Source organism: Roseateles agri, from assembly GCF_034043675.1.
Classification (GTDB): domain Bacteria; phylum Pseudomonadota; class Gammaproteobacteria; order Burkholderiales; family Burkholderiaceae_C; genus KK5.
In genome coordinates this window covers 564935-582067 of record NZ_JAXCLA010000002.1, presented here as the reverse complement: position 1 = coordinate 582067, position 17133 = coordinate 564935, and the positions used below count along the sequence as shown (strand labels likewise).

The 17133-nt window shown below is 68.7% G+C and carries 19 protein-coding genes; 7 read left to right on the top strand and 12 right to left on the bottom strand.

Annotated features, from left to right (window positions below):
• Positions 1 to 96: 96 nt before the first annotated feature.
• The 6 genes from SNE35_RS06760 to hemP all read right to left on the bottom strand — a co-directional run bounded on the left by SNE35_RS06760 (position 97) and on the right by hemP (position 5521).
• The gene (locus tag SNE35_RS06760; protein ID WP_320422099.1) at positions 97 to 1386 is read right to left on the bottom strand and encodes a DUF2325 domain-containing protein; all 1290 of its coding nucleotides are present in this window, start codon (positions 1384 to 1386) and stop codon (positions 97 to 99) included.
• An 11-nt stretch (positions 1387 to 1397) separates the two neighbouring features.
• Positions 1398 to 2207 (bottom strand): ABC transporter ATP-binding protein, encoded by an 810-nt coding sequence (locus SNE35_RS06755; protein WP_320422098.1) that lies wholly within the window; start codon positions 2205 to 2207, stop codon positions 1398 to 1400.
• Positions 2204 to 3247 carry a FecCD family ABC transporter permease gene (locus tag SNE35_RS06750; protein ID WP_320422097.1) on the bottom strand — a complete coding sequence of 348 codons (1044 nt, stop codon included), beginning with the start codon at positions 3245 to 3247 and terminating at the stop codon, positions 2204 to 2206. Before SNE35_RS06750 ends, SNE35_RS06755 begins: the two co-directional genes overlap by 4 nt.
• Before the next feature lie 11 nt (positions 3248 to 3258).
• On the bottom strand, positions 3259 to 4113 hold the full coding sequence (locus SNE35_RS06745; protein WP_320422096.1) for a heme/hemin ABC transporter substrate-binding protein: 855 nt from the start codon (positions 4111 to 4113) through the stop codon (positions 3259 to 3261).
• Positions 4110 to 5198, bottom strand: coding sequence for a hemin-degrading factor (locus tag SNE35_RS06740; RefSeq protein WP_320422095.1), 1089 nt, complete (start codon positions 5196 to 5198; stop codon positions 4110 to 4112). Before SNE35_RS06740 ends, SNE35_RS06745 begins: the two co-directional genes overlap by 4 nt.
• A gap of 98 nt (positions 5199 to 5296) precedes the next feature.
• On the bottom strand, positions 5297 to 5521 hold the full coding sequence (gene hemP / locus SNE35_RS06735) for a hemin uptake protein HemP (protein WP_320422094.1): 225 nt from the start codon (positions 5519 to 5521) through the stop codon (positions 5297 to 5299).
• Between the two features lie 178 nt (positions 5522 to 5699).
• Between hemP and bfr the strand changes: the two genes are divergently transcribed.
• Positions 5700 to 6179 (top strand): bacterioferritin, encoded by a 480-nt coding sequence (bfr, locus tag SNE35_RS06730; protein WP_320422093.1) that lies wholly within the window; start codon positions 5700 to 5702, stop codon positions 6177 to 6179.
• 103 nt (positions 6180 to 6282) lie between these two features.
• Positions 6283 to 6543, top strand: a complete 261-nt coding sequence (locus SNE35_RS06725; RefSeq protein WP_320422092.1) for a (2Fe-2S)-binding protein — start codon at positions 6283 to 6285, stop codon at positions 6541 to 6543.
• A 12-nt stretch (positions 6544 to 6555) separates the two neighbouring features.
• Here SNE35_RS06725 and SNE35_RS06720 read toward each other — a convergent pair whose 3' ends face one another.
• Positions 6556 to 7209 carry an ankyrin repeat domain-containing protein gene (locus tag SNE35_RS06720; RefSeq protein WP_320422091.1) on the bottom strand — a complete coding sequence of 218 codons (654 nt, stop codon included), beginning with the start codon at positions 7207 to 7209 and terminating at the stop codon, positions 6556 to 6558.
• Positions 7210 to 7421: 212 nt separating this feature from the next.
• On the opposite strand from SNE35_RS06720, the gene SNE35_RS06715 reads away from it, so the two are divergent.
• Both SNE35_RS06715 and SNE35_RS06710 read left to right on the top strand, forming a co-directional pair.
• The gene (locus SNE35_RS06715; protein WP_320422090.1) at positions 7422 to 9155 is read left to right on the top strand and encodes a pyrroloquinoline quinone-dependent dehydrogenase; all 1734 of its coding nucleotides are present in this window, start codon (positions 7422 to 7424) and stop codon (positions 9153 to 9155) included.
• Positions 9155 to 9739, top strand: coding sequence for a c-type cytochrome (locus SNE35_RS06710; RefSeq protein ID WP_320422089.1), 585 nt, complete (start codon positions 9155 to 9157; stop codon positions 9737 to 9739). The genes SNE35_RS06715 and SNE35_RS06710 overlap by 1 nt, the downstream gene beginning before the upstream one ends.
• Here SNE35_RS06710 and ureG read toward each other — a convergent pair whose 3' ends face one another.
• Positions 9740 to 10387 carry an urease accessory protein UreG gene (ureG, locus tag SNE35_RS06705; protein ID WP_320422088.1) on the bottom strand — a complete coding sequence of 216 codons (648 nt, stop codon included), beginning with the start codon at positions 10385 to 10387 and terminating at the stop codon, positions 9740 to 9742.
• Between the two features lie 135 nt (positions 10388 to 10522).
• The gene (locus tag SNE35_RS06700; protein ID WP_320422087.1) at positions 10523 to 10729 is read right to left on the bottom strand and encodes a hypothetical protein; all 207 of its coding nucleotides are present in this window, start codon (positions 10727 to 10729) and stop codon (positions 10523 to 10525) included.
• 157 nt (positions 10730 to 10886) lie between these two features.
• Here SNE35_RS06700 and SNE35_RS06695 point away from each other — a divergent pair, with 157 nt between their 5' ends.
• From SNE35_RS06695 to SNE35_RS06685, 3 genes are all read left to right on the top strand, one after another.
• Entirely contained in the window at positions 10887 to 12503 is a 1617-nt protein-coding gene (locus SNE35_RS06695; protein WP_320422086.1) for a gamma-glutamyltransferase family protein, read from the top strand.
• A gap of 163 nt (positions 12504 to 12666) precedes the next feature.
• Positions 12667 to 13998 carry an MFS transporter gene (locus SNE35_RS06690; RefSeq protein ID WP_320422085.1) on the top strand — a complete coding sequence of 444 codons (1332 nt, stop codon included), beginning with the start codon at positions 12667 to 12669 and terminating at the stop codon, positions 13996 to 13998.
• Positions 13995 to 14561 (top strand): GNAT family N-acetyltransferase, encoded by a 567-nt coding sequence (locus SNE35_RS06685; protein ID WP_320422084.1) that lies wholly within the window; start codon positions 13995 to 13997, stop codon positions 14559 to 14561. Before SNE35_RS06690 ends, SNE35_RS06685 begins: the two co-directional genes overlap by 4 nt.
• Here the strand turns inward: SNE35_RS06685 and SNE35_RS06680 are convergent.
• From SNE35_RS06680 to SNE35_RS06670, 3 genes are read right to left on the bottom strand one after another with little or no spacing between them, the layout of a single operon-like run.
• Complete coding sequence (locus SNE35_RS06680; protein WP_320422083.1) at positions 14553 to 15392, bottom strand: hypothetical protein; 840 nt, start codon at positions 15390 to 15392, stop codon at positions 14553 to 14555. The two genes, SNE35_RS06685 and SNE35_RS06680, sit on opposite strands and share 9 nt — an antisense overlap.
• Positions 15389 to 16141 carry a glycerophosphodiester phosphodiesterase gene (gene ugpQ / locus SNE35_RS06675; protein ID WP_320422082.1) on the bottom strand — a complete coding sequence of 251 codons (753 nt, stop codon included), beginning with the start codon at positions 16139 to 16141 and terminating at the stop codon, positions 15389 to 15391. Before ugpQ ends, SNE35_RS06680 begins: the two co-directional genes overlap by 4 nt.
• Complete coding sequence (locus SNE35_RS06670; protein ID WP_320422081.1) at positions 16138 to 17130, bottom strand: sn-glycerol-3-phosphate import ATP-binding protein UgpC; 993 nt, start codon at positions 17128 to 17130, stop codon at positions 16138 to 16140. Before SNE35_RS06670 ends, ugpQ begins: the two co-directional genes overlap by 4 nt.
• Positions 17131 to 17133: the final 3 nt, after the last annotated feature.

Genomic DNA, 17133 nt, shown 5'->3' with positions numbered 1-17133 from the left:
GCAACCGCCGTCATCGGACGCTCGAATCCAGACTGACAGCAACCAGCCTGTTGCGGCAATTGGTCCGGGCTAAGCATTCTCAGCCGGCCAAGTGACTCAGTCCTGCTGACCCGGCTGCTGGGTCAGCGCTTCCGCACGCTCCGCGGTCCCCAACGAGTCCAGCGCACGCCGCAGGCCGCTGGCGCTCGGCTTGTCGACGAACACGCACTGCTTGCCGTGGCGCTTGCAGTGGTCCTTCACGCGCCAGTAGGCGTCGTGGCTGATGCAGCCGGTCTGGCAGATGACGAGGTCGGCGGCGGCGAGGCTGGCGTCGAGCTTGGTGACGGCGTCTTCTTCGCCGCCGTCGTGGTGCAGGAAGCGGCCGCCGATGCGTTCGATCAGTTGCCGGTAGACGGGCACGACGGCCTGGCGGCCGCCGACGCAGAGCACCGAGCGTTCGTCGAGCCGGGGCAGGGCGGCGGCTTCGTCGGCCGTGGCCGGGGTCAGGTCTTGTGCTGCGGCGCTGCGTTCCAGCTCGCGCTGCAGTTCCTCGGCGCGGGACTGTTCGCGGTCGGCGCGTTGTTGCGCGGCCAGCAGCGCGCGCTCCAGCTCGTGGATGCGCGAGAGCTGCATGCGGATCTGCCCGGCCTGCTCCTGGCGGCTGCGCAGGCCCGGCGTGGCGGCCTCCAGTGCGCGGATCTCGTCAGCGAGGCTGGCGGCCAGCGTGTCGCGGCCGAGCAGCTCGGCGCGCAGCTTGACGATGTCGGCGGCCTGCTGCTCGATCTGCGTGGCCCGCTCCTGCAGAAGGCGGGTGCTGCGCGCCTGCGCGCGGGCCAGCTCGCGGCCCAGCACGGCGTTCTCGTCGACCAGTTCTTCCAGCCGTTGCAGGTCGGCGCGGTTCGCTGCGCCGACCTGGTGCTGCAGCATGTGGATGTCGCGCAGCACCTGTTCCATCAGCGGTTCGTCGCAGCGCGCGTGGGTCAGCGTGGCCCACAGGCTGCCGGCGGGGTTGCTGCCGGTCAGCGCCGAGTCCCACCAGTCGCGCAGCATCAGCGTCGTCTTGCATTTGGCCGCATCGCGTAGCGCGCGGATGTAGCGCTGGTCGAGTTCCTTCTGCAGCACCTCGGCGGTGGGCGTGCGGCGGTTGCATTCGTTGATCGCGCCGCAGTGCAGCTCGTAGTCGTTGGCCTTGGACGTGCCGCCGTTGAGCTTGTCGAAGCGCCGCCGCAGCAGCGGCATCGGCAGACAGACGCCGATCACCGGGCACAGCGCCTGCGAGGGCAGTTCCCACAGCCGGCGCCGGCGCGAGCCGCTGGGCAGGTCGACGAGGATGCCGCGCGGCGGCGTCGCCGCCTCGGCCGGTGCGCCCTCGACGAGGGCGGTGAAGACGTTGGGCTTGTCGCACATAAGTTGAACTCCTAGTTCAGGGCGAATTGCGGGTTGTGAGCGGCCTGGCTGGCGCTGCTGGCGACGACAGCCAGGCCCTCCGCATCGCGCAGCAGCCGCAGCCGTACGCCGTAGAGCTGTTCGAGCAGCGGCAGCGCGGCGGGCACGGCGCCGCAGTCGGCGCGGATGCGGCCCTCGGCCAGCAGCCACAGGCGGTCGAAATGGTTCAGCGCGGTCGTCAGGTCGTGCAGCACGGCCACCAGCGCATGGCCGCGCTCGCGGGCGAAGCGCTGCATCGCTTCCATCAGCTCCAGCGCCAGGCCGGGGTCCAGCGCGGCCAGCGGTTCATCGACCAGCAGCAATCCCTCGCGTGCATCCCAGGCCTGGGCGAACACACGGGCGAGTTGCACGCGCGCTTGTTCGCCGCCGGAGAGGGTGTCGAAGCGTCGTTCGGCCAGGTGGTCGGCGCGGGCCTGCACCAGGGCCTCGCGCACGATCCGCTGCTGCGCCGGATCGCTGGCCCGCGAGACTCGGCCCAAAGCGACGACCAGCGATACCGGCAGGCCGAAGGCCACCGCGCCGGCCTGCGGCAGCACCGCGCGGCGCTGCGCCAGCTCGGCGGCGGGCCACTGCTGCAGCGGCCGACCGTCGAACACGATGCTGCCGCCGGCCAGGCGGTGTTCGCGGGCGATCAGCTTCAGCAGGCTCGACTTGCCCGCGCCGCTGGGGCCGAGGATCGCGACCGTCTCGCCGGCCTGCACGCTCAAGCTGAACGGGCCGAAGGTGCGGCCGGCGAGGCTGAGCTTGGCATCAGCCAGCTTGAGCAGGGCGGGATGGCTCATGCGGTGCCCATGCGGCGCAGTGCGCCACGCAGCAAGAACAGGAACCAGGGCGCGCCGATCAGCGCGCTGAAAATCCCGACCGGGATCTCGGCCGGTACAGCCAGGGTTCGCGCGAGCGTGTCCGCCGCCACCAGCAGCAGCGCGCCGCACAGCGCGCTGGCCGGCAGCACCTGGCGTGCATCGGCGCCGACCAGTTGCCGCGCCAGGTGCGGCGCCATCAGGCCGATGAAGCCGATGCTGCCGCACCAGGCGACGGCCAGCGCGCTGAGCAGCGCCACGGCCAACACGGCGCCGGCGCGCAGCCGCTCGACGTCGATGCCCACATGCGCGGCCACGGCCTCACCGAGCGCCAGCGCGTTGAGCCGGGGCGCGAGTTGGCGGGTCAGCGTGAACACTGCGGCGAGCAGCGCGGTGCTGCTGAAGGCCATCGTCCAGTTGGCGCCGGCCAGCGAGCCGAGCGTCCAGAAGTTCAGCGCGCGCAACTGCTCGTCGCTGGCGAGGAAGCTGCAGAGCCCGACGACGGCGAAGGCCAGCGCCTGGATTGCCAGGCCGCTGAGCAGCAGCGCGGCGATCGAGCCCGGGGCCAGCCAGCGCGACAGGCGCTCCAGCCCGAAGCAGACCGAGATCGCGCCGGCGAAGCCGACCGCCGGCAGCAACCACAGGCGCAGCTCCGGCGGCACGGCCAGCTGCAGGCCGGCGAACAGCGTCAGCGCCAGCGCAACGGCGGCCGCGGCGCCGCTGGTGACGCCGAGCAGGCCGGGGTCGGCCATCGGGTTGCGGAACAGCGCCTGGCTCAGCGCGCCGGCCAGGCCCAGCGAGGCGCCGACGGCCAGCGCCAGCATCAGCCGCGGCAGCCGCAGCTGCCACAGCACGTAGGCGCTGCCGGAGAGCGGCTCGCTGCCGGCGTGCCAGGGTGGCGTGAGCCAGTCCGCCGCGGCGATGGGCACGGCGCCGAGCTGCGCGGCGAGCACGGTGGCGAACGCGAGGATCAGGCCCAGCAGTGCCATCCGCGGCAGGCGCGCGGCGCGGGGCTCAGCCATCGCGACCGAGATCATGCCGGGTGCAGCGCCTGCGCCAGCCGCGCGACCGACTGCGGCAGCCTCGGGCCGAAGCCCAGCAGCTCCAGCGCGTCCTGCGAGACGACGCGGCGGGCGCGGCCGGCGGGCGTTTGCGCGATGCCGGGCAACTTCAGGATGCCGTCGATGCCGCCACCGGCATCCAGGCTCATGTCGGTGGTGAGGATCGCGTCGGGCGCGGTGGCGATGACGGCTTCGGGCGTCAGCGGCTTGTAGCCGTCGACGTCCTGCAGCGCGTTGACGGCGCCGGCGTAGCGGATCACTGCATCGGCCGCGGTGTTCTGGCCGGCGATGCGGACCTGGCCGGCGGCGTGCGAGAGGATGAAGAGCACGCGCGGCGCGGCATGGCCGGCGCTGGCCTTGGCCACCTGCTGCTGCGTCGTGCGCCAGCGGGCGCTGAACTGGTCGGCGAGTGCGGTCGCGGCGGGCCGGCGGTCCAGCAGTTCGCCGAGCTGGCGGGTGCGCTCCAGCAGACCTTCGAAGCGGTGCTCGGCGCGCAGCGTGTGCAGCGGCACGTGGGCGGCTTCGACCTGGCGCAGCACGGCGGTGGGGCCGGCGTCCTCGGTGGCGATGATCAGCGTAGGCCTCAGCGACAGCAGGCCTTCGGCCGACAAGGTGCGGGCGTAGCCGACGTTGGGCAGGCTGCGCGCGGCGGCCGGGTAGAGCGAGGTGGTGTCCACGCCGACCAGCAGCGACTGCGCGTCCAGCGCGTAGACCAGCTCGGTCAGCGCGCCGCCGATGCTGACGAGGCGCACCGGCGATGCCGCCGCCTGCGCGCGATGCAGTAGCGGAAGGCTGCTGAGGGTCAGGAGTAGTTGGCGGCGCTTCATGCTGCGTTCTCCGCGCGTTCGGCCAGGCTTTCCAGCAGCGCGCGCCAGTCGCAGCGTTCGGCCTGGCCGGGCTTGCGTTCGCCGAACAGCATCGCGATCTGGCGGCCCTCGGCGTCGAACAGCTCCAGTGAGCTGACGAGGCCGTCGACGGTGGGCTTGCGCACCAGCCAGGCGGCGGCGATGTGGTCTTCGCGCAGGTGCAGGTTGAAGCCGGGGTCGAGGATGTTGATCCACGGGCCCATCACCGCCACGCGCGCCACCGGCCCGCTGTGGATCTGGATCATGCCGACGTTGCCGGTGAAGACCATGATGGGCACGCCTTCCTGCGCGGCGCGGCTGATCAGCTCGTGCGCGCTGCTGGTGGGCAGCGGCTGCGCGAAGCGGGGCTCGGCCAGGCGCAGCGCCTGCGCGCGCTGCAGGCCGTGCTTGCGCAGCAGGCCGAAGAACTCGTGCGTATCGCGCAGCGCGGCCCAGCCGCTGCGGAAGGCGGCCAGGTCGATCGAGGTGTCGGGCTTCTCGGCCTCGGCCGCCGTGCGGGCGCGGACCTCGATGCCGGGCTGCTGATCGATGTCGGCGAAGCGGGCGACCAGCGCGCCATAGGCGTCGAGCTGGCTCTGCGGCTTCATGAAGACCTTGTGGATCGCGTCGCCGGCGGCGTCGAAGAACTGCAGGCTCTGCTGCAGCGCGCCGTCGGACAGGCGCTCGCGCACCGCGAAGCCGTGCGCCCAGTGCGAGTAGAAGAGGCGCAGGTCGATCGCGCCGCCCAGCACCAGGCCGATGGCCGGTGCGTCCTCGTTGTGGCTGGCACCGCGGTAGACGCCGACCTTCTCGTGCACGCAGGACTCGTTGCGCGTCAGCGCCATGACTTCGCCGAGCGGCTCCAGCGCCTCGATGAGGCGCGGCCATTCGGCGCGCAGGCGCGTGGCCCGCAGCGGGGATTCCTCGTGGGCGAAGGCGCCGAGGTGGGCGGCGATCAGCTCGCCTTCTGAGATCTGCAGCGCTGCGGCGATGTCCCGATGGCGGGCCTTGCGGGGTTCCTGTCGGGCGTCGGCAAAAGCTTGGCGAAGCGCTTGGCTGGCTTGCATCGGTCGTGAGTCCTGGAAAAAGAGGCGGACTGCACGGGCTGGCGCTGCTGCTGGCTTGTGCGGAAGGTCTTGCGCCGGGGCGGCGCGGGTAGCGAGGGCTACTTGGTGAGGATCAGCTTGCCCAGCGAGGTCTGGCGCAGCCGGTAGAGCTGGCCGGCGTGTTCGATCTCGACCTCGCGGTCGAGCCCGAACAGCGTGCGGCTGCTCCAGCGCTTGGGCGCCACGGGCGCCGGGATCGGCGGCAGGTGGGCGTCGATGGCGGGCCGCAGCGGCGTCGCGACGACGCCAGCGGAGGAAGTGGGGTGGGGCTGGTGGCTCGGCATGGTGGTTATATTAAATGCGAATTAATCGCATTTGCAATAGATCATACCAAGAGGGTCGAAATACCTAAACGACTGAGTCTGAGAATGTTTCGCATGCAGAGCGTCGGTGCGCGGGCATTGCGTGGTTCGCGCGGGCTTGCACGCACAATGACCTCTTGCACAACAAGGAGAAGAAGCCATGAAGGGTGATGCCAAGGTTCTGGAGTTCCTGAACGCACAGCTGAAGAACGAACTGACCGCGATCAACCAGTACTTCCTGCACTACCGGATGCTGAAGAACTGGGGCTTCGCGCGGCTTGCGAAGCACGAGTACCAGGAATCGATCGAGGAAATGAAGCATGCGGACAAGCTGATGGACCGCATCCTGATGCTCGAAGGCCTGCCGAACCTGCAGGACCTGGGCAAGCTCTACATCGGCGAGAGTGCCGTCGAGATCCTCTCCTGCGACCTGAAGATCGAGATGGGCTCGCACCCGCTGCTGAAGGACGCGATCGCCCACTGCGAAGCGGTGCGCGACTACGTCTCGCGCGAGGTGCTGGAAGAGATCCTGAAGGACACCGAGGAGCACATCGACCACCTGGAAACGCAGATCGCGCTGGTGGCCCAGGTCGGCGAGCAGAACTGGCTGCAGACGCAGATGGGTGAAGGCGAGGAGTGATTCCCCGAAACTTTGCACGGTCTTGATGCAAAGATGATTGAGAAGGGTTCGCATTTGCGTTAGAGTCAGCTCGAACTGATCCAGTTCGAGCACTCAGCGCATCATGATCGTCTGCCTCTGCCACCGAGTTTCCGACCGCGACATCCGCCGCAGTGTCGAATCCGGCGTGCGCAATTTCGATGTTCTGCAGGACGAAACCCGCGTGGCCTCGGCCTGCGGCTGCTGCCACGAGTGCGCGGTCGAGGTGTTCGAATCGGCCGTCGGTACCTGCCCGGGTACCTGCCGCATCGACGATGCCGGCCAATTGCAGGCCCAGGCCCAGGCGGCGAAGAGCTACCCCGTCATCGAACTCGTTCGCGCCTGAGTACCTTCCCTCTCAATGAGCGGCCGCCAACAAGGCGGCCGTTTCGTTTTGGCCGGCCTGCATTGCGATCTCCCGGGCCGTCAGCCCGCGGTCGTCGCGGGCGGCTGTGTCGGCGCCGCGGTCCAGCAGCAGTCGGACCGTCTCCGCATGGCCATTGCCTGCGGCCCACATCAGCGCGGTGAGCTGATGGTCGTAGGCCGCATTGACCGGCACGCCCCGCGCGAGCAGCAGGTCGACGATCGCCGCGTGCCCCTGGCCGGCGGCATAGACCATCGCGGTCTTGTCGACCTGGTCGGTGGCGTCGAGCTTCGCGCCGGCATCGAGCAGATGGCGCACAACATCCGTGGCGCCGGCATGGCAGGCCGCCATCAGCGGCGTGACCTTGTTCACCGCGGCCAGTTGCACGTCGGCACCGGCGGCGAGCATGGCGTCCGCCAGCGCTGTCTCGCCCCGCTCGGCAGCCATCAGCAAGGCCGTCTTGCCGATGCGGTTGCGCGCATCCGGCGCGGCGCCCATCGCCAGCAAGCGCTGAACCGAGGGCAGGTCGCCCTGCCGGGCCGCCGCGAGCAGTTGCGCGTTGAGGCTGATATCGCTGACGGTCTGACCACCGGCTGACGCCGCGGCGAGAAACAGGCCCAGCGTGGCGATCCGCAGACGCTTGTTCATGTCGTCCCTCAATCTGATGAGCCATCCGCCGGTACTGGGGACGTCGCCCGTGCGCCGGGAAGTTTTCCCGATATTCTCGGCCGCCGAGGATACGCGCGACCTGACTGTCGCCACCGTGTCAGCCCGCAGTCTGTCCCGCAGACTGACGAAGGCGACGCAGCCTGAGCCCTCCACGTGCCCTCCACGAGCAACCACAAGCACTTGGAGAGACCATGCGATCGCAGAATCAATGGGCGGCCCGCGGCCGCATCGTGCTCGGCCTTCTGGCCGCCTGCTGCTGGAGTAGCGCCTGGTCCCAGGCCGAGATCCAGGGCGGCGCGGCGGCGACGGGCCAGCCGGTACCGAAGACCATCTCGGTGCCTCAGGCCAGGCTGGATGCCGCCGCCGGCGACGGCAGCAACTTCCTGCATTCCAACGGCAGCTACGCGCAGACACGCTACTACGCTGCCGCGCAGATCAACACCGGCAACGTCGCCTCGCTGAAGCCGATCTTCAACTTCCAGACGGCGGTGCTGGAATCGATGGAGACCGCGCCGATCGTCGTCGACGGCGTGATGTTCATCACCACCTCGTACAACCACGTCTACGCGCTGGATGCCGTCACCGGCCAGGAGTTCTGGCACTACAAGCACAAGATGGGCGCGGTGACGACCTATTGCTGCGGCCCGAACAACCGCGGCGTGGCGGTGCTGGACGGCAAGCTCTACATGGGCACGCTGGACGCCAAGCTCGTGGCGCTGGACGCCAAGACCGGCAATGTGCTTTGGCAGACGCAGATCGCCGACCCGGAAGCCGGCTACTCGGAGACGATGGCGCCGGTGGCCGTCAACGGCAAGGTGCTGATCGGCACCAACGGCGGCGAGTACGGCATCCGCGGCTTCGTCAAGGCCTTCGACGCGAACGACGGCAAGCTGCTCTGGACCTTCTACACGATCCCTGACAAGGGCCACGAAGGCGTCTGGAATCCGAACGACGCCACCGGTCGCGACATGCACCGCGACATCGCGGCCGAGAAGGCGCAACTGGCCAGCAAGGGCAGCGACTTCTACAAGACGCTGGGCGGTGGCGTCTGGATGGCGCCGGCGGTCGACAAGGAGACCAACACCGTCTTCTTCGTCGCCGGCAATCCGAGCCCGGACCTCTATGGCCGCGAGCGGCCCGGTGACAACCTCTACACCAACTCGATCGTCGCGGTGGACCTGAACACCGGCGCCTACAAGTGGCACTACCAGTACATCTCCCACGATGTCTGGGATCTGGACGCCGTCTCGCCGGTGATCCTGACCGAGGCCAAGGACAAGAACGGCACCACGCGCAAGGTCGCCATCCACGGCGGCAAGACCGGCCACATCTACATCCATGACCGCTCCACCGGCGAACTGCTGCGCTTCAGCGACGCGATGATCCCGCAGGAGAACATGTGGGTGCTGCCGACGCCGGAAGGCAAGCGCATGCTGCCCGGCGCCAATGGCGGCGTCGAGTGGAGCCCGATGGCGGTCAATCCATCGCTGCACCTGGCCTATGCGGCGAACCTGCACCAGCCGATGACCTACCACGTCGAGGAATCTCGCTACCCCGGCGGCAAGCTCTGGCTCGGCGGTGCGTTCAAGACGATCGCCAGCGAGAAGCAGTGGGGGCGGCTCTCCGCCGTGAACCTCGACACCGGCAAGATCGCCTGGCAGTTCGACACCGAGCAGCCGCTCATCGGCGGCGTGCTGGCCACGGCCGGCGGACTGGTCTTCAACGGCGAGGGCAATGGCCTGTTCCGCGCGTTCGATGCGAAGACCGGCAAGATGCTCTGGCAATACCAATGCGGAGCGGGGGTCAATGCACCGGCGGTGTCGTACACGGTCGGCGGCAAGCAGTACGTGGCTGTTGCCGCTGGCGGCAACACGCAACTCGACTTCAAGCGCGGGAACTCCGTGCTGGTCTTCGCGCTGCCCTGATGCGCGCGCTGTTGCTACTGTTGGCACTGCCGGCCCTGTTGCCGACCCTACTGCCCACCAGTTCGCTGGCGCAGGAGGTGGCGGTGCCCGCCAAGGCCGCTACCTGCGTCGCCTGCCACGGCCCCGGCGGCGCGAAGCCGATCCAGGACGACTACCCGCGCCTGGCCGGCCAGACGGCGCGCTACCTCTACCTGGAGATGAAGGACTTCCAGGAGGGCCGGCGCGAGAACCCGCTGATGACGCCGATGGTGGCCGGCCTAAGCCGCGATGAGATGCAGGAACTGGCCGCCTATTTCGCCGCCCAGACGCCGCTGCCGCAAGCCTTCGTCGCCGACCCGAAGAAGGCGGCGCTGGGCAAAGCCAAGGCCGATGAAACCCTGTGCTCGATGTGCCACCTGGGCGGCTTCACCGGGCAGAACGAGATCCCGGTCGTCAAGGCCCAGAACTTCGCCTACATCGTCAAGCAGCTGAAGGACTTCAAGGCCCGTACGCGGACCAACGACGCCGGCAGCATGACCTCGGTGGCGAACACGCTCAGCGACGCCGACATCGAGAACCTGGCGCACTACATCACTGGGCTCTGATCAGGCTTTCAGCATGCCCTTGGTCTCGATGAAGTCGATCACCTCGGCCAGGCCGGTGCCCAGCTTCAGGTTGCTCATCACGAAGGGTCGCGTCGGCCGCATCCGCTTCGTGTCGGCCTCCATGATCTCGAGGTTCGCGCCGACGTAGGGCGCGAGGTCGGTCTTGTTGATCACGAACAGGTCGCTCTTCGTGATGCCGGGGCCGCCCTTGCGCGGGATCTTCTCGCCGGCGGCGACGTCGATCACGTAGATCGTCAGGTCCGACAGTTCGGGGCTGAAGGTGGCCGCCAGGTTGTCGCCGCCCGACTCGATGAAGACGATGTCGGCGTTTGGGTACAGCTTCAGCATCCGGTCGACGGCTTCTAGGTTGATCGACGCGTCTTCGCGGATCGCGGTGTGCGGGCAGCCACCGGTCTCCACGCCCATGATGCGCTCGGGCTCCAGTGCCCCGGCCACCGTCAGCAGGCGCTGGTCTTCCTTCGTGTAGATGTCGTTCGTGACGACGACCAGGTCGTAGCGCTCGCGCAAGGCCTTGCACAGAACCTCCACGAGCGTCGTCTTGCCCGACCCCACCGGGCCGCCGACGCCCACGCGCAGCGGCGGCAGTTTCTTCGTGCGGTTCGGGATGGCATGCAGGGCGGTGGTCATCGGAGTCTCGTCTTTGGAGTTGGAGCGGATGACGACAGCCTAGCAAAGTCGGTGCCACAAAAAAGAAATCCGCAAGGCGCGAACCTTGCGGATCTCGGCGAGCGACCTGGGGTCAGGCTTTGCCTGACCGTGCGATCACTTGGCGGCCGAAGCGGCCTTGGCGGCGTCTTCCGGCGCGTCACCCTTGGCCTTCTTGGCGTGGTGCTTGGTGTGCTTGGCAGTCTTTGCCGGTGCCGTCGCAGCGGCCGGGGCCGCGGTGGCCTTGCTGGCATCTTCGGGAGCATCGGCGGCCATGGCAACACCGGCAACCAGCAGGGCGGGCATCAGGAGGAAGGCTTTCATCGGGAGAACTCCAAGGGAGGGGTGGAAGGTACTGGCACAACGATGTGTTTCGCGAGTGCGTTGACCGCCCCGCCATCCTTTGCACTTCCTTACAAGCGGCCGTTCGGGCTGTTCGATCGCTCACAATCGTCGGCATCCGATCAGCGAGCCGACGACGATGAACTTCGACTGGACCTCCCACTACCCCAGCACCCGCAGCCCCGTCTTCGCGCGCAATATTGTCTCCACCTCGCACCCGCTCGCCGCGCAGGCGGGCCTGCGGATGCTGGCCGCGGGCGGCAACGCGGTGGACGCGGCGATCGCGGCCGCGGCCTGCATGACCTTGGTCGAGCCCTGCAGCAACGGCCTCGGCTCCGACGCCTTCTGCATCCTCTGGGATGGCCAGAAGCTGCACGGCCTGAACGCCTCCGGCACCGCGCCCCAGGCCTGGACGCCCGACTTCATGCACAAGACCTACGGTGCCGACGCGAAGACGCCACCGAAGCGCGGCTGGGGCTCGGTGACGGTGCCCGGCGCCGTGGCCGGCTGGATGGCATTGAGCGAGCGCTTCGGCAAGCTGCCTTTCGCCGACCTGATGGCCCCGGCCATCGACATCGCCGAGCGGGGTTACGCGGTGCCCGTCGTCGTCCAAGGCAAGTGGGCGCTCGCCGCGGCGCTGGACGAACTGAACACGCAACCCGGCTTCCGCGACACCTTCATGCCGCGCGGCCGTGCGCCGCAGGTGGGCGAGCTGTTCCGCTTTCCGGACGCCGCGCGCAGCCTGCGGCTGATCGCACAGACGAAGGGCGAGGCCTTCTACCGTGGCGAGATCGCCGCCGCCATCGCCGTCTTCGCGCGCGCTACCGGCGGTGCGATGGGCGAGGCGGACCTGGCGGCCTACCAACCCGAGTGGGTCACGCCGATCTCGCAGGCCTACGCCGGCCACGAGCTGCACGAGATCCCGCCAAACGGCCAGGGCATCGCCGCACTGATCGCGCCGGGCCTGCTGAAGCATTTCGACGTGGCCGCGCTGCCGGTCGACGGCGTCGCCTCCACGCACCTGCAGATCGAGGCGATGAAGCTCGCCTTCGCTGACGTGTATCGCTACGTCAGCGCGCCGGAGTCCATGCAGGTCAGCGTCGATGAGCTTTTGGACCCGGCCTACCTGAAGCGGCGCGCGGCGCTGATCGACATGAGCCGCGCCCAGGATTTCCAGGCCGGCAACCCGGTCAAGGGCGGCACGATCTACCTGACCGCCGCCGACGAGAGCGGCATGATGGTCAGCTTCATCCAGAGCAACTACATGGGCTTTGGCTCGGGCCTGGTTGTGCCGGGCTATGGTGTCTCGCTGCAGAACCGCGGCCACGGCTTCACCTTGGAGCCGGGCCATGCCAACGTCGTCGCGCCGGGCAAGAGGCCTTTCCACACGATCATCCCGGCCTTCCTGACCAAGGACGGCCAGCCGCAGATGAGCTTCGGCGTGATGGGCGGCAATATGCAGCCGCAGGGCCATGTGCAGACCTTGCTGCGCATGCTGGACTACCGCCAGCAGCCGCAGGCCGCCTGCGACGCGCCGCGCTGGCGCTTCAATGAGGGCTTGTCGATCAATGTCGAGCCCCACATGCCGCCGGACACGATCGCCGGCCTCGCCGCGCTGGGCCATCAGATTGGCGATATTCACGACAGCTACCAGGACTTCGGCGCCGGCCAGTTCATCTGGCGGCTCCCGGAGGACGGGGCGGGTTACGTCGCCGCCAGCGACCCACGCCGCGACGGTGCGGCCGTTGGCTTCTGAGCGCCGCGCAGCTAAGATCGCCCGACCATGACCAAGCTCCTCGACCGCACCCGACGTTGCTCGCCAGCGACCTCGCGTTGACGATGAATTGATCCGCTGCGCTCCCGCGCAGCCCTTGGTCCTGCGCCCGCTCCCGCGGCGCCTGTTTTTCCTGGAGTACCCCATGCAGACAACCCGGCCGATGACCTGGTTCGATGCGCTCTTGAATGCCGTGCGCCTGCCGCCTGGCGACCTGCTGCGCGACGCCATCTACCGGCGCCTCTGGTCCTCGATCCTGATCAGCTCGCTCGGCGGGCAGATCACCTTGCTGGCCCTGCCGCTGACGGCCGCCGTGCTGCTGCACGCCAGCCCCACGCAGATGGGCCTGCTGACGGCGATGGAGATCATGCCCTTCGTCATGTTCTCGCTGCCCTGCGGCGTCTGGCTGGACCGCGTGCGCAAGCTGCCCGTCTACGTCAGCGGCGAGCTGACCCTGGCGCTGGCCGTCGGCACCGTGCCGGTGGCGCACTGGGCCGGCTGGCTGACGATGAACTGGCTGTACTTCGTCGGCTTCATCCTCGGCTGCGTCAATACCGGCGCCGGCAGCGCGGCGCAGATCGTGCTGACGCAGGTCGTCACGCGCGACCGGCTCGTCGAGGCCCATGCCAAGAACGCGCTGGCCTCGTCCGGCGCCGAGGTGGCCGGGCCTGGTGTGGCCGGCCTCTTGATCAAGATCCTCGGCGCGCCGCTGGCGCTGGCCGTCGATGCCTTGCTGGTGTTCGGCTCGGCCATGATCCTGCGCGGCATCCGCATCGAGGAACAACTGGTGAAGAAGGCCGACGGCGACTTCTGGCGTGACCTGAAGGCCGGCCTGCGCTTCGTGCGCGAGCGGCGCTTGCTGGTGAGCCTGGCGGCCACCGTCGGCGCCTGGCAGATGTGCAACAACGCGGCCCAGGTCGTGCAGATCCTGTTCGCCACGCGCGAACTGCACTTGAGCGGCCAGAGCGTGGGCCTCTGCTACGTGGCGCTGGGCGCGGGCACGGTGCTGGCCAGCGTCTTCGGCCACCGCATCAGCCGCCGCCTGGGCCCCGGCCCCTGCCTGGTGGCTGGGGCTGCCGTGACGGGCCTGGGCTGGCTGGTGCTGTCGGTGATGCCGGCCAACGCCTTCGGCGTGGCGGCCTTCGCCTTCATGCTGTTCTGCTTCGGCGTTGGCGCAGTGCTGATCTTCATCAACTTCCTGTCGCTGCGCCAGAGCGTCACGCCCGCGCCGATGCTGGGTCGGATGACCAGCACGATGCGCTGGCTGATCCTGATCCCGGCCGGCCCCGGTGCGCTGCTGGGAGGCTGGCTCGGCGAGCACGTCGGCCTGCGCTCGGCACTGCTGTTCGCCGGCGTCGGCGCGCTGCTGCTGAGCGCCGTGGCCTGGCGTCATCCGGTCATCCGCCGGGTGAGGGAGTTGCCGAAGATGGATACCGGCGACAAGGCGGCGCTGGCGACGGAGCTGGCCAACCCATGAACCCGCTGCTGATCGAGGTGCCGGAGAAGATCGAGACCGAGCGGCTGCTGATCGCCGTGCCGCGCCCTGGCGTGGGGCCGGCGCTGAGCGCCGCAGCAGCCGAGTCCGCCGAACTGCTGCAGACCTGGCTGCACTGGGCGCAGCAGCTGCCGGACCTTGAACAGGCCGAGGCCGTCGTGCGCCGGCAGATCGCCGAGTTCGTGCTGCGCGAGGCACTGCGCTACCAGATCTACGACCGCGCGCCCGAAGGCCGGCAACTGCTCGGCGGCATCGGCCTGCTGCGCATGGACTGGGAAGTGCGCCGCTTCGAGATCGGCTACTGGATCCGCAGCTCCGCCCAGGGCAAGGGCTATGTCACCGAGGCGGTACTTGCGCTGACGAAGATGGCCTTCGAGCAGTTGCGTGCCCGCCGCGTCGAGATCCGCATGGATCCGAACAACACCAGGAGCCGCGCGGTGGCCGAGCGCTGCGGCTTCGAGCTCGAAGGCATCCTGCGCAACGACGGCCTCACGCCGCAGGGCGTGCTGCGCGATACCTGCATCTACGCGCGGCTGTCACTTTGAAGGGCGCGCCGCCGGCTCCGACGCGCTGAGTCGCCCCAGTTTCACCTCGGCGTCGATTCGCGTGCCTTCGATGAACAAGGGCTGCTGAATCGCCGGATGAACGCCGCAATCATTGCTGCGAGAGCACATCCAGACCGTTCCCGGCTCGGTCGAGGCCAGGCCAACGACAAAGATCGGCAAAAACTCCTCCAGCACCTGGGCCATCGGACGGTAGCCCGGGCCGGTTCCTGTCGGAGCGACAGTCGCCGTGTGATAGTCCCCGGCGAAGGCAACAACCGTGTAGTCGCCATGTTCGGCGAAGAAGGCCGCGATCGAGTCGGCCATCAGGCGATCGTTCATCCGGCTCGCGAGATCGTGCGCCAGCACCATCGCCCGGCGGTCCCTGGGCAGACGCGGATCGGCCTGGTGCTGCATGGCGAGAATGCCGATCGGCTGCCCGGCACGGCGTAGCACACGGACGCTTTCGATCAGTGCCAGCATGGCGCGGCTGTTGCGCCCGTCCTGCATCGGCCAGACCCACATGCCTTGCCCGAGAAGGGCCTGGCGCTCCGCCTCGCTGCCGTCCGATTCGATGTAGCGGTCCAACGCGGCCTGCTCGCTGCTTGGCCGCTCCAGCGCCAGCATCACCGGGCGCCCGGCCTGCAGCAGGCTGCAGACGAGTCCGCCGACAAAGACAGGGACTTCCGCCGTGCCATGCATTTCGCCGACGACGAACACCTGGGTCTTCACGGTCGCGACGTCCAACTGGGTCTGCGCAGTGCAATCGGCAGCGGCTTCGGCGCGGCCGATGAGGACGGAAAGAAGAAGCACTGTCGATACGAGTCGCTTCACGCACGACCTCCTGGCTGAGCCGGCGCGAAGCGATCCACCGCGTCCGTAATGATCCCGTCGATGCCGTTGGAGATGAGCCACTGCGCGCTCGCCGGATCGTTGACCGTGTAGACAGCGGCCTTCATGCCCGCCGCGTGGATCGCGTCGATCGTCGTCCGATCCATCAGCGTGTAGTTCGCGACCACGCCGATGCAGCCGAGGGTCTTCGCCTGCTCCAGCCAGCCGGGTTTCAGCGCGTCCAGCAGCAGCGCGCGCGGCACCTCGGGCGCGCTGCGGGCGGCGCCGATCAGCGCGTCGGGCTTGAAGGAACTGAACAGCGGCAGGTGGTTCGGCTGGCCGGTCCACAGGCGCAGCACCTCGCGGCCGACGACCTCGCCGGTCTCAAGTTCGCTGCCAGTGGTCGGCTTGATCTCGATGTTCAGCGCATGGCCGTTGGCGATGCAGAACTGCGCGATGGCGTCCAGGCTCGGCAGAGTCTCGCCGGCGTAGGCACGGCTGTGCCAGGCGCCGGCGTCGATGCGTGACAGCTCGGCCCAGTCACGCGCGCCGGCGATGCCGCGCTCGCGCGTCGTGCGGTTCAGCGTGTCGTCGTGGAGCAGGAAGGGCAGGCCGTCGCGGCTCAGCTTCACGTCGCACTCGAAGGCGCGGTAGCCGTGCTGCGCGCCGACGCGGAAGGCCGCCAGCGTGTTTTCAGGTGCGAGCTTGCCGGCACCGCGGTGGGCAACCCAGAAGGGCAGGGGCCATGTCATGCAGGAATTCTCCGTCGGGTCTCGGCATCGAACCAGTGTTGATGATCGGGGCTGACGGCCAGCTTCAGCGCATCGCCCGGCTGCGGTGCGGCTTGGGTGGCGTCGATGCGCAAGGTCAGCGCCTGCTCGTCGCCGAGGCGGCCATGCACCAGGCGTTCGGCGCCCAGCATCTCCACCGTCTCGACCTGCAGCGGCCAGCCGTCGGCGGCGATGAACAGGTGCTCGGGCCGGATGCCGACGATCTTCTTCCCGTCCTGGTGGCGCAGCAGGTTCATCGGCGGTGAGCCGATGAAGCCGGCGACGAAGGTCGTGGCCGGGCGCGCGTAGACCTCGTCCGGCGTGCCGATCTGCTCGATGCGGCCGGCGTTCATCACGATCATCCGCTGCGCCAGGGTCATCGCCTCGACCTGGTCGTGCGTCACGTACAGCGAGGTGATGCCCAGCTCGCGGTGCAGCTTCTGGATCTCCAGCCGCGTCTGGCCGCGCAGCTTGGCGTCGAGGTTGGACAGCGGCTCGTCGAACAGGAAGACCTGCGGGCTGCGCACGATCGCGCGGCCCATCGCGACGCGCTGGCGCTGGCCGCCGGAGAGTTCGCGTGGCCGGCGCTGCAGCAGGCCGCCGAGTTCGAGGATCGCCGCCGCCTTGTCCACCCGCGTGCGGATCTCCGCCGGCGGCACCTTGGCGATCTTCAGCCCGTAGGCCATGTTCTCGAACACGCTCATGTGTGGATACAGCGCGTAGTTCTGGAACACCATCGCGATGTCGCGCTCGGAGGGCTCGATCTCGTTGACGACGCGCGCGCCGATCGCGATCTCGCCGCCGCTCACCTCCTCCAGCCCCGCCACCATGCGCAGCAAGGTGGACTTGCCGCAGCCCGAAGGTCCGACGATGACGACGAACTCGCCGTCGGCGATCTCGGCCTCGATGCCATGGATCACCTCCTGATCGCGATAGCGCTTGACGACCTGACGCAATGAGACGCTTGCCATGGA

What these genes read in the sequence shown, in the direction of transcription:
- SNE35_RS06715 (WP_320422090.1), top strand. Translation starts at nt 7,422, where the DNA reads ATGCGATCGCAGAATCAATGGGCGGCCCGCGGCCGCATCGTGCTCGGC.
- ureG (WP_320422088.1), bottom strand. Translation starts at nt 10,387, where the DNA reads ATGACCACCGCCCTGCATGCCATCCCGAACCGCACGAAGAAACTGCCG.
- SNE35_RS06755 (WP_320422098.1), bottom strand. Translation starts at nt 2,207, where the DNA reads ATGAGCCATCCCGCCCTGCTCAAGCTGGCTGATGCCAAGCTCAGCCTC.
- hemP (WP_320422094.1), bottom strand. Translation starts at nt 5,521, where the DNA reads ATGCCGAGCCACCAGCCCCACCCCACTTCCTCCGCTGGCGTCGTCGCG.
- SNE35_RS06750 (WP_320422097.1), bottom strand. Translation starts at nt 3,247, where the DNA reads ATGGCTGAGCCCCGCGCCGCGCGCCTGCCGCGGATGGCACTGCTGGGC.
- SNE35_RS06695 (WP_320422086.1), top strand. Translation starts at nt 10,887, where the DNA reads ATGAACTTCGACTGGACCTCCCACTACCCCAGCACCCGCAGCCCCGTC.
- bfr (WP_320422093.1), top strand. Translation starts at nt 5,700, where the DNA reads ATGAAGGGTGATGCCAAGGTTCTGGAGTTCCTGAACGCACAGCTGAAG.
- SNE35_RS06685 (WP_320422084.1), top strand. Translation starts at nt 13,995, where the DNA reads ATGAACCCGCTGCTGATCGAGGTGCCGGAGAAGATCGAGACCGAGCGG.
- SNE35_RS06690 (WP_320422085.1), top strand. Translation starts at nt 12,667, where the DNA reads ATGCAGACAACCCGGCCGATGACCTGGTTCGATGCGCTCTTGAATGCC.
- SNE35_RS06670 (WP_320422081.1), bottom strand. Translation starts at nt 17,130, where the DNA reads ATGGCAAGCGTCTCATTGCGTCAGGTCGTCAAGCGCTATCGCGATCAG.
- SNE35_RS06725 (WP_320422092.1), top strand. Translation starts at nt 6,283, where the DNA reads ATGATCGTCTGCCTCTGCCACCGAGTTTCCGACCGCGACATCCGCCGC.
- SNE35_RS06710 (WP_320422089.1), top strand. Translation starts at nt 9,155, where the DNA reads ATGCGCGCGCTGTTGCTACTGTTGGCACTGCCGGCCCTGTTGCCGACC.
- SNE35_RS06760 (WP_320422099.1), bottom strand. Translation starts at nt 1,386, where the DNA reads ATGTGCGACAAGCCCAACGTCTTCACCGCCCTCGTCGAGGGCGCACCG.
- SNE35_RS06720 (WP_320422091.1), bottom strand. Translation starts at nt 7,209, where the DNA reads ATGAACAAGCGTCTGCGGATCGCCACGCTGGGCCTGTTTCTCGCCGCG.
- SNE35_RS06740 (WP_320422095.1), bottom strand. Translation starts at nt 5,198, where the DNA reads ATGCAAGCCAGCCAAGCGCTTCGCCAAGCTTTTGCCGACGCCCGACAG.
- ugpQ (WP_320422082.1), bottom strand. Translation starts at nt 16,141, where the DNA reads ATGACATGGCCCCTGCCCTTCTGGGTTGCCCACCGCGGTGCCGGCAAG.
- SNE35_RS06700 (WP_320422087.1), bottom strand. Translation starts at nt 10,729, where the DNA reads ATGAAAGCCTTCCTCCTGATGCCCGCCCTGCTGGTTGCCGGTGTTGCC.
- SNE35_RS06745 (WP_320422096.1), bottom strand. Translation starts at nt 4,113, where the DNA reads ATGAAGCGCCGCCAACTACTCCTGACCCTCAGCAGCCTTCCGCTACTG.